General features: G+C 70.8%; 14 protein-coding genes. 7 read left to right on the top strand and 7 right to left on the bottom strand.

What is annotated here, in order from left to right:
• From E1284_RS31010 to E1284_RS30995, 4 genes are all read left to right on the top strand, one after another.
• Positions 1–458: FHA domain-containing protein (locus E1284_RS31010; RefSeq protein WP_131943707.1), on the top strand; the 458-nt coding region annotated here is incomplete at its 5' end.
• Positions 455–1969 carry a hypothetical protein gene (locus tag E1284_RS31005; RefSeq protein WP_131943706.1) on the top strand — a complete coding sequence of 505 codons (1515 nt, stop codon included), beginning with the start codon at positions 455–457 and terminating at the stop codon, positions 1967–1969. The genes E1284_RS31010 and E1284_RS31005, both read left to right, overlap by 4 nt.
• Positions 1957–2808, top strand: a complete 852-nt coding sequence (locus E1284_RS31000; RefSeq protein WP_341770435.1) for a glutamate ABC transporter substrate-binding protein — start codon at positions 1957–1959, stop codon at positions 2806–2808. Before E1284_RS31005 ends, E1284_RS31000 begins: the two co-directional genes overlap by 13 nt.
• A 175-nt stretch (positions 2809–2983) precedes the next feature.
• Complete coding sequence (locus tag E1284_RS30995; RefSeq protein WP_131943705.1) at positions 2984–4186, top strand: hypothetical protein; 1203 nt, start codon at positions 2984–2986, stop codon at positions 4184–4186.
• Here E1284_RS30995 and E1284_RS30990 read toward each other — a convergent pair.
• Entirely contained in the window at positions 4135–4722 is a 588-nt protein-coding gene (locus E1284_RS30990) for a hypothetical protein (RefSeq protein WP_243714852.1), read from the bottom strand. The two genes, E1284_RS30995 and E1284_RS30990, sit on opposite strands and share 52 nt — an antisense overlap.
• A gap of 136 nt (positions 4723–4858) precedes the next feature.
• On the opposite strand from E1284_RS30990, the gene E1284_RS30985 reads away from it, so the two are divergent.
• Positions 4859–5377 carry a PH domain-containing protein gene (locus E1284_RS30985; RefSeq protein ID WP_243714851.1) on the top strand — a complete coding sequence of 173 codons (519 nt, stop codon included), beginning with the start codon at positions 4859–4861 and terminating at the stop codon, positions 5375–5377.
• A gap of 30 nt (positions 5378–5407) precedes the next feature.
• On the opposite strand, the gene E1284_RS30980 is transcribed toward E1284_RS30985, so the two are convergent.
• The 6 genes from E1284_RS30980 to E1284_RS30955 are packed head-to-tail and all read right to left on the bottom strand — an operon-like array spanning position 5408 to position 12416.
• Positions 5408–6820, bottom strand: a complete 1413-nt coding sequence (locus E1284_RS30980; RefSeq protein WP_131943703.1) for an NAD(P)/FAD-dependent oxidoreductase — start codon at positions 6818–6820, stop codon at positions 5408–5410.
• A gap of 49 nt (positions 6821–6869) precedes the next feature.
• On the bottom strand, positions 6870–7700 hold the full coding sequence (locus tag E1284_RS30975) for an ABC transporter permease (RefSeq protein ID WP_131943702.1): 831 nt from the start codon (positions 7698–7700) through the stop codon (positions 6870–6872).
• Positions 7697–8557 (bottom strand): ABC transporter permease, encoded by an 861-nt coding sequence (locus tag E1284_RS30970; RefSeq protein WP_131943701.1) that lies wholly within the window; start codon positions 8555–8557, stop codon positions 7697–7699. Before E1284_RS30970 ends, E1284_RS30975 begins: the two co-directional genes overlap by 4 nt.
• Positions 8557–9801: a polyamine ABC transporter substrate-binding protein gene (locus E1284_RS30965; protein WP_243714850.1), complete on the bottom strand. Its 1245-nt coding sequence runs from the start codon at positions 9799–9801 to the stop codon at positions 8557–8559. The genes E1284_RS30970 and E1284_RS30965 overlap by 1 nt, the downstream gene beginning before the upstream one ends.
• Positions 9798–10949, bottom strand: a complete 1152-nt coding sequence (locus tag E1284_RS30960; protein WP_131943700.1) for an ABC transporter ATP-binding protein — start codon at positions 10947–10949, stop codon at positions 9798–9800. Before E1284_RS30960 ends, E1284_RS30965 begins: the two co-directional genes overlap by 4 nt.
• 33 nt (positions 10950–10982) lie before the next feature.
• Positions 10983–12416: a gamma-aminobutyraldehyde dehydrogenase gene (locus E1284_RS30955; protein ID WP_131943699.1), complete on the bottom strand. Its 1434-nt coding sequence runs from the start codon at positions 12414–12416 to the stop codon at positions 10983–10985.
• 165 nt (positions 12417–12581) lie between these two features.
• On the opposite strand from E1284_RS30955, the gene E1284_RS30950 reads away from it, so the two are divergent.
• Together E1284_RS30950 and E1284_RS30945 are read left to right on the top strand one after the other, a co-directional pair.
• Positions 12582–13043 (top strand): Lrp/AsnC family transcriptional regulator, encoded by a 462-nt coding sequence (locus E1284_RS30950; protein ID WP_243714849.1) that lies wholly within the window; start codon positions 12582–12584, stop codon positions 13041–13043.
• Positions 13044–13138: 95 nt separating this feature from the next.
• The coding region (locus tag E1284_RS30945; protein WP_131943697.1) for a type II toxin -antitoxin system TacA 1-like antitoxin at positions 13139–13334 on the top strand (196 nt) is incomplete at its 3' end.

Raw genomic sequence — 13334 nt, 5'->3', positions numbered from 1 at the left:
TTCCGGCCCCGGCGCCGCCCGTCCCGCCTCCGCCCGCCGCGGGTGCGGCGTGGACGGCGGTGGTGACGGCCGACCGCGCGTACTTCAACACGGTCATCGCCGAGGAGGGGCCCGACTCCGCGTCGCTGTCCTTCCCACCGTACGCGCCCGAGCGGCGGATCCCGCTCACCGGGGCGCAGATCAGGATCGGCCGGCGCAGTTCGGCGCAGCCGTCCCCGCCCGAGATCGATCTGCGCGAGCCCCCCGAGGACCCCGGCGTGTCCCACGTCCACGCGGTGCTGCTGGCCAAGCCGGACGGCACCTGGACGCTGGTCGACCCCGGCTCCACCAACCGGACCTGCGTGAACGGGTCCACCGACCCCATCCCCTACAACGTGGAGGTCCCCGTCGCCGACGGCGACCGCATCCACGTCGGCGCCTGGACCACCATCACGCTCACCCGAGGCGAGGCGACATGACGGCCGTTCAGCAGGCTCCTCCGGCGGGGCCGCCCGCCGGCTCCGCGCAGGCGGCGCCGCCCGCGCGGCGGGACTCCGGCGGCGCGCTCCGGCGGGCGCCGGACGCCCGGCCGCGCGGCGCCGGGCGGCTGGTCCCCCGCACGGTCGCGTCCCGCATCCGTGCGCTGACCGCGCTGTCGCTCGTCCTGCTGGTGGTGCTGCTCGGCATCGGCTGGGCGGCGATCGCGAACGCCCGCGAGGGCGTGCGGGTCATCGGCCACGACGCGGGCCCGCAGGTCGTCGCGACCGGCGACCTGTACTTCCAGCTCAGCGACATGGACGCGCAGCTCGCCAACGCGCTGCTGATCGGGACCGCGCCGGGCGGCGGGCGCGAGGAGGCCCTCAAGCGCTACGACGACAACCGGCGGAAGGCCGGGGACGCGCTGCTGAAGGCCGCCAAGCTCGCCGACGAGACGACGGAGAACAACACCGCCCGGGACCTGCTGGACGCGCTCGGCCGCTACGAGCGCCTCGCCGGGCAGGCGCTGCTGCTCGACCGGCAGTCCCCGCACGCGTCCGGGCCGCCGTCGCAGCAGGTCGTCGACCTCTACCGGCAGGCGACCGACCTGATGAAGCTGGACCTGCTGCCCAAGGCGTACAACCTGACGCTCGACAACGGCACCCTCGTCCGGCACACCTACGAGGACAAGCGGTCGGCGGTCCTCATGGGCCGCACCGGCATCCTCGTCGCGGGCCTGGTGCTGCTGGCGACCCTGGCCCTTCTCCAGCTCTACCTCACCCGGCGCTTCCGCCGCCTGCTGAACGTGCCGCTGGCGCTGGCCACGCTCGGGACGCTCGTTCTGGCCGGAGCGGGGACGCTCATGCTGACCGGCCAGGCGGACCATTTGCGCCAGGCCAAGGAAGAGGGCTTCGACTCGATCCTGGCCCTTTCCCGGACGCGCGCCATCAGCAACAGCGCGAACGCCGACGAGACCCGCTTCCTGCTCGATCCCGGACGCGCGGACGCCTATGAGCAGGTGTATCTGAGCAAATCGCAGACCGTCCTGTATCTGAAGGCGGGAAACTTGACCCAGTACAACGACGCCGTCCAGAAGGGCCTGTCCTTCGAGCCGGGGCGGGCGCCGTTCCTCGGGTTCCTCGGCACCGAGGCCAACCGGCCGGCGGAGTCGGCCGAGCAGAGGGCGCGGCTGGCCGACGGCATGAACGAGGCCCTGGCCGCCTACCAGAAGGTGCAGGCGAACGACCGCCGGATGAGGGACCTCGTCAAGGGCGGGCAGCGGGACGAGGCCGTGGCCGCCCGCGGCGCCGCCGCCGCGGACTTCACCCGGTACGACCGGTCCCTGCAGGACCTGGCCCGCATCCACCAGAAGGCGTTCGACGAGGCCGTCGACGACGGCGACGCCGGGACGCGCGGCTGGTACGCCGTCCTGCCGGCCGCGGGCGTCGTGATCGCCCTGCTCGTGCTCGCCGGCGTGCGCCCCCGCCTGGCCGAGTACCGGTGGTCGAAGTGAGGGCGCGGCGCGGCGTCGCGGGCGTCGCCGCCGCGGCGGCCCTGCTCGGCGCGGGCACGGCGTGCGGCATCGCGGACGCCGACGACGGCTCCGTCGCCGGCAAGGACCGGCTCGTCATCGGCGTCAACGCCGACCAGCCGGGTGTCGGCGCGCGCGAGGGCGACCGGTACGCGGGCTTCGACATCGACATCGCCAAGGAGATCGCCGGCCGGCTCGGCGTCACGGGTTCCGGCGTGACGTTCAAGCGGGTGTACTCCGCGACGCGCGAGAAGATGCTCCAGAGCGGCGAGGTCGACCTCGTCGTGGCGAGCTACTCGGTCACCCCCGAGCGCAAGGTGAAGGTCTCGTTCGCGGGCCCCTACTACGTCGCCCACCAGGACATCCTCGTCCGCGCTGCCGACGCGGGGAAGATCCGGAGCATCCACGACCTGAAGGGCCGCCGGCTCTGCAAGGTGCGCGGGTCGGTGTCGTTCCCGCGCGTCCACGACGAGCAGGGCATCGCGGCGCTGCCGGTCGAGGAGGACGGCTACTCCGACTGCCTCGCCGACCTCGTCGCGGGCGAGCTGGACGCCGTCTCCACCGACGACCTGATCCTCGCGGGTCTGGCGGCCAAGGCGTCCGGAAGCGGCCACAGGCTCCGGATCGTCAACGCGCCCTTCACCGACGAGCCGTACGGCGTCGGCATCAGGAAGGGCGACGTGGACGGCTGCGAGGCGGTCAACAAGGCGATCACCGGCATGTACCAGGACGGCACCGCGCCGCGACTGCTGAAACGGTGGTTCGGCGGCACCGGGCTGAATCTCACCACCACCGTCCCGCAGTTCGAGGGCTGCGTCTGAACGGCCGTCACCCGATGAACCCGAGCGATTACGGAATGGCGCCGGAACCGATTTCAGGACCGGCCGGTCACGGAGATCAGACGGTTACGTAAGTTCCGGTCGGCGCGCGTGATCGTAAGTTATGGTCGCGATCAAAACCCGTTCAGGCAATCACCGCCACCCCCCGAGGAGTGCCATGACGACGGTCGTTCTGGTGGTGATGTGCGTCGTGGTGGGGGCGCTCGAACTCTATGCGGGCAAGCAGAGCCGCGACCAGGCCAACGCGTTCACCCGGCGGATCGACGAGCTGAACGACCAGGTCACCAAGCAGAACAACGTCCTCGTCACCGTCGGCGAGCAGCTCACCGCCGAGCTGTCGCGGGTCAAGCAGGACGTGCTGCCCGCGCTCGACAACCGGCTCCGGCAGAACACCGGGCAGGTGGAGGAGCTCGCGGGCCTCGTCCACCAGGCCGACGACTACCTGCGGACGCAGGCGGGCCGGCTGCGCGACCTGGAGCAGCAGCGGATCACCCTCGCGGCGCTGCGCCGCAAGCTCGGCGAGGTCGAGACGTCGGTGCGCGCCGTCACCCGGTCGCACGGCGAGTCGGCCGCCGGGAAGGTCGACGCGGCCCTCGACCGGCTCACCGAGCTGGAGCGCGGCGGCGCGGAGATCCTGGAGCTGCAGCGCACCCTCACCCGCACCCTGGAGGACGTCGAGGACGTCGTCGCCGAGCTGCTCCAGTTCACCGAGGGCGAGCTGGACGACACCGTCACCGCCGCGCTCACCGGCCGCCCCCGCGCCCACGGCGACGCCGTCACCGCCACCGGGCGGCTCTGGACCCGCGACGACCAGCTCGACGACATCCTCGGCGAGATGTACGAGCGGTGCGTGCGCGCCAGCCGGCTGAACATCCGGTTCCGCACGGCCGAGGGCTCGGACGGCCCCGCGCCCGGCTCCCCCGAGCGCCGCCGCTACTTCCTCGGCGGGCACGCCTCCGAGGACCTCGCCGGGCTGTTCAGCGCGCTGCTCATCTCCACCGGCGCCGACCTGCCGCACAACGGGTCGCACGAGTCCAGGCGCGGGCTCGCCCGCGTCGAGCCCGGCGTCCCGCCGGGCGTCGAGCCGGCGCGTCCGCCCGAGGACGAGGCGGCCCTCAAGTCGCTCCTGCGGACGCTCTCGGAATGCTCGGGCGCCGTCGCGCAGATCGGCCCGCTGATGGCCGTACGGACGCGCGACGAGCTCCTGTGCGCGGTGCTGACGGCCGCGCAGTCGCTGGAGCTGGAGAGCGACGAGGTGTTCTGGGACCCGGCCGCCGCGACCGTCCGGCTGCGGCGGCTGCCGTCCCATCAGCTGTGGGACCTCACCGCCTGGGCGAGCACGGAGGGCGGGGCGCCGTAGACGCGCACGGTCCGCTCTGCCGGGCCGCCGAGGCGCACGTACAGCGGGCAGGAGGCGGTGCGGGTGAGCGGGTCGACCTCGGCGCACAGGCCGATCCCGGCCGCGCGGTCGAGGAACACCACGTTCTCCACCGCCCGCGCGCCGCGCACCGCGTACGGGACGGAGTCGGCGTCGCCGGTGTCGAACAGCTCCTCGAACGTCAGCCGGCGCGCGAACCGCATCAGCACGCCGGCGTCCACGACCCGGCTGCCGATCGCCGCCGCCGGGCCCGCGACGACGATGCCGAAGCTCGGGTTCTCCCGGCCGCGGACGTAGATCTCCCGGTCCGGCTCCAGGCCGCGCCTGCGGTCCGGGATCTGCACGCCGAACCCCGCGCCGCCGTCGAGGTAGGCGGGCGGGCCGAAGCCGTCCGCCGGCGTCCCCGGCCGGACGCGCGACGCGCCCGCCGGCATCTCCCAGCCCGGCAGGTACACGCCGAGGCCCCGCAGCAGCAGCCGCCAGATGGGACGTCCGGTCACGTCCGGCGCGAACTCCATGGGCTCCATCATCCGGCGCGCGATCTCCCGTCCACAAGATCCTCTCGGGGACCAGAGCCCTTACCGCGCGGCCCCTGCGCGGCCGGCGGCGCGTCGGCTACCGTTGTACCGACCGGATCATGACGAGGACGCCGCCGTGAATCTGCAGGACATGATGGTGCACCGCGACAACTCGTCGCGCACCGTCGACAAATATCTGATGTCCTATGAGGGACGCGTCATCGCCGTGCGCAGGCACCCCGCCGTCCTGTGGCTGCCCGTCCTGGCCGTCGTCGCCGGGCTGGTGGCGTGCGGCGCGGTCAGCGCGGTGGCCGGCATCGGCTGGATCTGGTGGCTGTGGCTGATCACGGTCGCCTTCCTGGCCTGGCGGGTCATCGCGTGGTCGGTGGAGTTCTTCCTGGTCACCGAGCACCGGGTGATGGTGATCACCGGCGTGTTCAACCGCAACGTCGTGATGATGCCGCTGTCGAAGGTCACCGACATCACGCTGAACCGGTCCATGGCCGGGCGGATGCTCGGCTACGGCGAGTTCCGCACCGAGTCGGCCGGGCAGAAGCAGTGGCTGCAGAGCATCCCGTACATGCCGTACCCGGAGCAGCTCTACCTGGAGGTCTCCTCGGTCATCTTCGGCAGCACCGACGCCTCCCCCGACTGATCCCGCGCGGGCCGGCCGCACGGGCCGGCGTCAGGAGTCGAAGCCGAGGCCGAGGCCGTCCAGGGTGCGGAGCCAGAGGCCGCGGCGGCCGGCGTTGCGGTCGGCGCGGGCGATCTCGCGGCGGGTCAGCTCGATGACGCCGTACCGGAGCGGCTCCGGCGGGAACGGGACGGGCCTGGACCGCACCATCGCCAGCCGGGTCCGCTCGGTCCGCTCACCGGGCGCGAGGCCGACGCGCAGGAGGTCGAGCATGACGTCCGCGCCGAAGCGGGTCGCTCCGACGCCGAGCCCGGTGAAACCGGCGGCATAGGCGAGCCTGCCGCCGTACGCGGTTCCGAAGAAGGCGCAGAACCGGCTGCACGTGTCGATGACCCCGCCCCAGGCGTTGGTGAAGCGGACCTCTTCGAGCTGGGGGAACGTCTCGTAGAAGTGCCGGGCGAGGATCTCGAACGTGGCGGGACGGTTCTCCAGCTCGGGCCGTATCCCGTTGCCGTAGTGGTAGACGGCGTCGTAGCCGCCCCACAGGATCCGGTCGTCCGCGGTGAGCCTGTAGTAGTGGAACTGGTTGGCGCTGTCGCCGATGCCCTGGCGGTGCCTCCAGCCGATGGATTCGCGCTGGGCGGCGTTGAGCGGCTCGGTCATCAGCGCGTAGTCGTACACGGGGACGACGAAGTTGCGCAGGCGCTTCACCAGGGGCGGGAACGCGCCGGTGCCGAGGACGACCCGGCGTGCGGTGACCGCCGCGCCGTCGGCCGTGGTCAGGCGGAGCCCGCGCCCGTCCGAGCGCAGGCCCGTGACGCGGGTCTGCTCGAAGACGCGGACGCCGAGGGAACGACAGGCGTCCGCGAGGCCCCAGGCGAGCTTCGCCGGATGCACCATCGCCGTGGACTCCGGATTCCACAGCCCGGCGTGATAGGTCGGCGAGTCCACCTCCGCGCGGACGGCGTCGCGGTCGAGGAAGACCGGGTCCCAGCCGAACCCCGCCGCCTTCTCCGCCGCCTCTTCGAGGCCGGGGACCTGCCATTCCTCCGTCGCGACGTCCATCTCGCCGGTCAGTTCCCACTCGGCGTCGATCCCGTACCGGGTGAGGGTGTCGCCGATGGCGCGGAGGTTGTCGCGGCCCAGCCGTTCGAGCACGGGCATGTCGTCCGGCCAGCGTCCCGTGCCGTTCTCCAGCCCGTGGGTGAGGCTGGCGGCGCAGAACCCGCCGTTGCGCCCGGACGCGGCGCCGCCGACCCGGCCCGCCTCCAGCACCACCACGTCCAGGGACGGGTCGCGCTCCTTGGCGAGCAGCGCCGCCCACAGGCCGCTGTACCCGCCGCCGATGACCGCGAGATCGCACGTCCCCGGCCCGTCCAGCGGCGGCGCCGCGGCCGGGCGGGCCTCGTCCTGCAGCCAGAACGGCTTCAGTTCGGCGTCGGCGAGCGCCTTGGCGATGTCCATCCCGTCCCCCGTTCCGTCCAGCCCGGCCCAGTCGGCGCAGTCGGCGCGGTCAGCGCGAGGCGCGGATGTTGCGGCGGGCGGAGATGACCGCGATCACGACGCCGACCGCGAAGATGAGCGTCCCCATCACGTTGACCTGCGGCGGCGTGCCCGTCCGGGTGGAGCCGTAGATCCACAGCGGGAACGTGACGGTGGCGCCGCTGGTGAAGTTCGTGATGATGAAGTCGTCGATCGACAGCACGAAGGCCAGCAGCGCCCCCGCCAGCACGCCCGGCATGATCATCGGCAGCGTGACCAGCCGGAACCGCGTCCACGGCCCGGCTCCGAGGTCCTGCGCCGCCTCCTCCACCGCCGGGTCGAGGCCGACGACGCGGGCCCGGACGGTCACCGCGACGAACGCGATCGAGAACATCACGTGCGCGACGAGGATCGTCAGGTAGCCGCGCGGCAGGTTGAACGTCACGAACATCGACAGCAGCGACGCGCCCATCACGATCTCCGGGCAGGAGATCGCCATGAACAGCACCAGGTTCGTCGAGCCCTTGCCGCGGAACCGGTAGCGGCCGAGCGCGAGGCCGGCGAACGTCCCGAGGACCGTGGTGATCAGCGTGCTGAGCAGCGCGATCGTCAGCGAGTTGACGACCGCGGTGGTGAGGTCGCTCTTGTCGAACAGGTGCCGGTACCACTTGAGCGTGAAGCCCTGCCACTCGAAGTTCTGCTTGCTGCGGGTGTCGTTGAACCCGAACAGGATCATGATCGCGATGGGCAGGATCAGCCAGGCGATCAGCACCAGGGTGTAGACGTGCAGGCCGGAGACCTTCCGGCGCGGGCGGGCGGGGGTCCGCTTCGCCGGGGTCTCGGTGGTGGTGAGAGTGCTCATCGACCCGCCGCCTCCAGAACGTCCTCGGTGCCGAGGGTGCGCGCGTAGGCGAAGATCCCGACGAGGAGGATCGCCATCAGCGAGAACGACAGCGCCGACGCCATCGGGTAGGCGCTGTTGTTGAAGTACTCGGTCTGGATCACGTTGCCGATCATGGTGTTCTGCGGGCCGCCGAGGACCTCGGCGTTGACGTAGTCCGACGACACCGGCACGAACGTCATGATCACGCCGGCGAACACGCCGGGCAGCGACAGCGGCAGGATCACCCGCGTGAACGCCTGCAGCCGGCTCGCGTACAGGTCGTAGGCCGCCTCGACGACCCGGTGGTCGATCCGCTCCAGCGCCACGTAGATCGGCAGCACCATGAACGGCAGGAAGTTGTAGGTGAGCCCGGACACGACCGCCACACCGGTGTCGAGGATGTGGAAGTCGTCCGGGAGGACCGTGCCGCGCAGCGGGCCGAGGATCGGCCCGTTGTCGGTCAGCACGAGCTTCCACGACACCGTCCGCAGGATGAACGAGACGAAGTACGGAAGCAGGAGCAGGAACAGGTACGTCGACTTGTGCCGTCCGCCGCGGAACGCGATCCAGTACGCGGCCGGGTAGGCGATCGCGATGCACAGCACCGTCGCGAGGAACCCGTACCAGAGCGACCGGACGAACTTGTCGCCGTAGGTGTCGATCCCGTCGAGGTAGTTCTGCCAGTGGAGCGTCTGCCGGAAGCCGTCGATGAGGTTGCCCGTCTGCAGCGACAGGGACACCATCAGCACCATCGGGACGAGGAAGAACGCCGCCATCCACAGCCCGCTGGGCAGGATCATGAGGTACGGCGCGAGCCGTCCCCGTCCCCGCGCCATCACGACCCCTTGGCGATGGGCTCGAAGATCTTCTGGTACTCCTGCTCCTCGGCCTGGGTGAGCCGCCGGTAGTGCCGCAGCCGCGCCAGGTCGGCCTCGGACGGGAAGATCAGCGGGCTGGTGCTCAGCCGCGCCAGGTCCTTCTTCTCGTCGCCGGAGGCCTTCGCCGCCTTCTGCTTCAGGATCTCCTGCGTGGACGGGATCGGCGGCATGTAGTTGATGAACTCGGTGAGCGGGGCGTTGTTCTCCGGGACGTAGAGCCAGTCCATGAGGGTCAGCGCGTCCACCGGGTTCTCGGCGGTCTTCGGGATGCACATGTTGTCGGTCCAGATCGTGCCGCCCTCCTTGGGCACCACGAACTTCACGTCCGGGCTGGTGAGGCTGTAGACGTCACCGGACCAGGCCATCGTCATCCACACGTCGCCCTTGCTGACGGCGTCGACGTAGTCCTGGCTGTAGTACTTGCGGACGATGCCCTTGTCGCGCTGCTCGCGCAGCTTCGCGGCGGCCTTCTCCCAGTCGGCCTTCGTCGACTTCTCGGGGTCGATGCCGAGCAGGAACATCCCGAAGTTGCCGAGCTCCTGGGAGTCGCCCATCATGCCGACCTTGCCCTTGTACTTCGCGTCGAAGAGCTGGGCGATGCTGGTGATCTCCTCGTCCACGTACTTGGTGTTGTACGCGATGCCGGTGACGCCCGACTCGTACGGGATCGTGTGCGCGTTGCCGGGGTCGTAGGACGGGTCCTTGAACGCCTGGCCCGCGTTCTTCTCGAAGTTCGGCAGCTTGGCCAGGTCGAGCGGCGCCAGGTAGCCGAGCTGGCGGGCCTGCTCCAGCTGGATCCCGTTCGTCATGATCATCAGGTCGAAGCCGATGGACTGGCCCGCCGACAGCGGCGCCTGGATCTTGCCGAACCACGGGCCCATCTCCTGGATGACCTCCTTGTAGGTCACCTGGATGCCCGTCTCCTTCTCGAACGCCTTGATCGTCTCCCGGTCGTCCTGCATGTAGCCCGGCCAGTTCGCCCAGTTGAGCCTGCCGTTCTTGGCCTTGCCCGCCCAGTACTTCTGGACGTCGGTCTGGCTCACCTTCTCCTTGCCGCCCTGCCCCTGCACTCCGCACGCCGACAGCGCGAGCCCCGCGCCGGCCGCGCCCATCATCCGGAGGACGTCCCGGCGGGCGAAGCTGGAACGTGCCATGCGCGGCCGCGTGAGTCCGCGCAGGAATGCGGGGTCGATGTTGCTCACTGGGGGGCTCCTATGGCGTAAGAGTGGCGCGGATCCCACGACAGCCAGACGCTGTCGCCGCGCGTGGCGATGTCGTCGGCGGACGTGGCGTTCTGCAGGAACACGACGACGTCGGATCCCGCGGAGGTGGTGATGTTGTAGTTCGTCGACGTCCCGAGGTACACGACCTCGGTCACGGTGCCGCGGACGCCGCACAGGTCGTCCGCCGGCCGGTCCGGCCCGATGCCGATCTTCTCCGGGCGGACGGTCAGCTCCAGCCGCTCCCCCGCCGCGACCTTCAGCCCGTTGCGGATCGGCACCTCGATCCGCCCGTCCGGTCCGTAGGAGATGACCGCGGTGCCCGGCCCCGCCTCGGCGATCTCGCCGCCCAGCAGGTTGGACGTCCCGATGAAGCCGGCCACGAACCGGGACGCGGGACGCTCGTAGATCTCCCGAGGCGTCCCGAGCTGCTCGATCAGCCCGTCGTTCATGACGGCGATACGGTCCGACATCGTCAGCGCCTCGCCCTGGTCGTGCGTCACGTACACGAACGTGATGCCGACCTCGCGCTGGATGCGCTTCAGCTCGACCTGCATCGCCTGCCGCAGCTTCAGGTCGAGGGCGCCGAGCGGCTCGTCCAGCAGCAGGGCCCGCGGCCGGTTCACCAGCGCGCGGGCCAGCGCGACGCGCTGCTGCTGGCCGCCGGACAACTCGGCGGGACGGCGCTTCTCCCGTCCCGCCAAGTCGACGATGTCCAGCATGTTCCCGACCCGCTCGCCGATCTCGGCCTTCGGCACGCCGCGCCGGCGCAGCCCGAACGCGACGTTCTCGAAGACGCTCATGTGCGGGAACAGCGCGTACGACTGGAAGACCATGTTCACGTCGCGCCGGTTGGCGGGCACGCCGGTGACATCCTGCCCGTGCAGGTGGACCCTGCCGGCCGTCGGCTCCTCGAAGCCGGCGATCATGCGCATGGTCGTCGTCTTGCCGCACCCCGACGGGCCGAGCAGCGAGAAGAACTCGCCCTGCGCGATCTCCAGGTCGACGCCGCGGACCGCGGCCACGGTCTCGCCATGGGCGTGGTAGGCCTTCTCCACTCCGGTGAGCTCGATGGCGGGGACTGCGCGGCCCGGGTCTTCGCGCGCCGGGGCCTGCTGGGTCTCGGTCATGGCCGGTCTTCCTTCACGGGCTCGTTCGGGGGGTCAGCCGCCGATGTAGTGCATGACGTGCTTGACGCGGGTGTAGTCCTCGATGCCGTACATCGACATGTCCTTGCCGTAGCCGGAGTGCTTGAAGCCGCCGTGCGGCATCTCCGAGACGAACGGGATGTGGGTGTTGACCCACACGGCACCGAAGTCGAGGGCCTTGCTCATGCGCATGGCGCGGCCGTGGTTCTGCGTCCACACGCTCGCGGCGAGGCCGTACTTGACGCCGTTGGCCCACGCGACGGCCTGCTGCTCGTCCGAGAAGCTCTGCACGGTGATGACCGGGCCGAACACCTCGTTCTGCACCATCTCGTCGTCCTGCTTCAGGCCGCCGACGACGGTCGGCGCGAAGAAGTAGCCGCGGTCCCCGACCCGCTCGCCGCCGGCCAGGACCCTGGCGTGGCCGGGCGCCCGCTCGATGAACCCCTGCACCCGCTGGAGCTGGTTCTCGCTGTTCACCGGCCCGTAGTAGGCGTCGGTGTCGCTCGGCGGGCCGACCACCGTCCCCTTGGCGGCCTCGACGAGCGCCTCGGTGAACTCGCCCTGCAGCCGCTCGGCGACGAGGACCCGGGTGGCGGCCGTGCAGTCCTGCCCGGCGTTGAAGTACCCGGCCTCGGCGATGCCGGTCGCGGCCGCCTCGACGTCCGCGTCGTCGAACACGACCACCGGAGCCTTGCCGCCCAGCTCCAGGTGGACGCGCTTGAGGTCCTTGGCCGCCGCCGCGGCGACCTCCATACCGGCCCGGACGCTGCCGGTGATGGACACCATCTGCGGCGTCGGGTGCTCCACCAGGGCGCGCCCGGTGCCGCGGTCACCGCAGATCACGTTGAAGACGCCCGGCGGCAGGAACTCGGCTGCGATCTCCGCCAGCAGCAGCGTGCTCGACGGCGTCGTCTCGGACGGCTTGAGCACCACGGTGTTGCCCGCCGACAGCGCCGGCCCGAACTTCCAGACCGCCATCATCATCGGGTAGTTCCAGGGCGTCACCTGCGCGCACACCCCGATCGGCTCCCGCCGGATCGAGGACGTGTGGTCCGCCATGTACTCGCCGGTCGCCTTGCCCTCCAGCACCCGCGACGCGCCGGCGAAGAAGCGGAGATTGTCCACCATCGGCGGCATCTCCTCGTCCAGGGTCAGCTGGACGGGCTTGCCGGTGTCGCGGACCTCGGCCTCCACGAGCTCCTCGGCCCGCGCCTCGACCGCGTCCGCGAACCGCAGCATCGCGAGGCTCCGCTCCGCCGGGGTGGCGTCGCGCCATGCGGGGAAGGCGTCGGCCGCCGCGCGGAACGCGGCGTCGACGTCCGCGGCGCCGGACACGGGCGCCTCCGCGTACGTCTCGCCGGTACTGGGGTCGACCACCTCCAGCGTCCGCCCGTCCTTGGCGTCCACGTACTCGCCACCGATAAAGTTGCGCAGCCGCTCGCCGCTCATCCTCAGGTCCCTCCTGGGCACCGTCGCCCGTTGTGTCCTGTTGGCCCAGACCCTTACAGAGGATCCCGCCCAACACAAGTGATTCCGTTGTTACGATCCAGCTTCACGACTAATTCACTTGACCCAGCCGCCTCACACCCTCGATGCCGCAGCTAGGAGACCATCGTGGAACGCGCCGCACGCGTCCAGCTCGACGAGACCGCGAAGCACATCATCGAGCAGCTCCAGCAGGACGGCCGCCGTTCCTACGCCGCCATCGGCAAGGCCGTCGGGCTGTCGGAGGCCGCCGTCCGCCAGCGCGTGCAGAAGCTCCTCGACGCCGGCGTCATGCAGATCGTCGGCGTCACCGACCCCCTGACGCTCGGCTTCTCCCGCCAGATGATGATCGGCGTCAAGTGCGAGGGCGACCTGGAGAAGATCGCCGACGAGCTGGCCGGCCTCCCCGAGATCGACTACGTCGTCATCACCGCGGGCTCGTTCGACATCCTGGTCGAGCTCGTCTGCGAGGACGACGAACGCCTCCTGGAGCTCCTCGGCCGCATCCGCGCCGTCCAGGGCGTCGTCTCGACCGAGAGCTTCGTCTACCTCAAACTGCGCAAACAGACGTACTCCTGGGGCACCCGCTGACTCGTCCGCACACCCGACGATTCTCGTTCTCAATGGGGATGCCCTGGCAACACCTCCCGGCGTACTTTTAAGTGCCGTCAGGAGGGAGACCGGCCATGCCCGAGTCGGTCCGCCAGGACCTTCCCGCCACCGAGCACATCGCCTTCCGCATCTCCGACGAGCAGTCCCTCGTCATCCGCGAGGCCGCCGAACTGATCGGCTGGACGGTCACCGAATACGTCCTGTCCGCCGCCCTCGACCGCGCCGAACGAGACCTCTACGAACACGCCGCCGCGGAACCCCCCGCCGACC

Origin of the sequence: Actinomadura bangladeshensis (assembly GCF_004348335.1) — a bacterium.
In the GTDB taxonomy this organism is placed as follows: Bacteria; Actinomycetota; Actinomycetes; order Streptosporangiales; family Streptosporangiaceae; genus Spirillospora; species Spirillospora bangladeshensis.
This window is presented reverse-complemented; position numbering and strand designations above follow the sequence as displayed.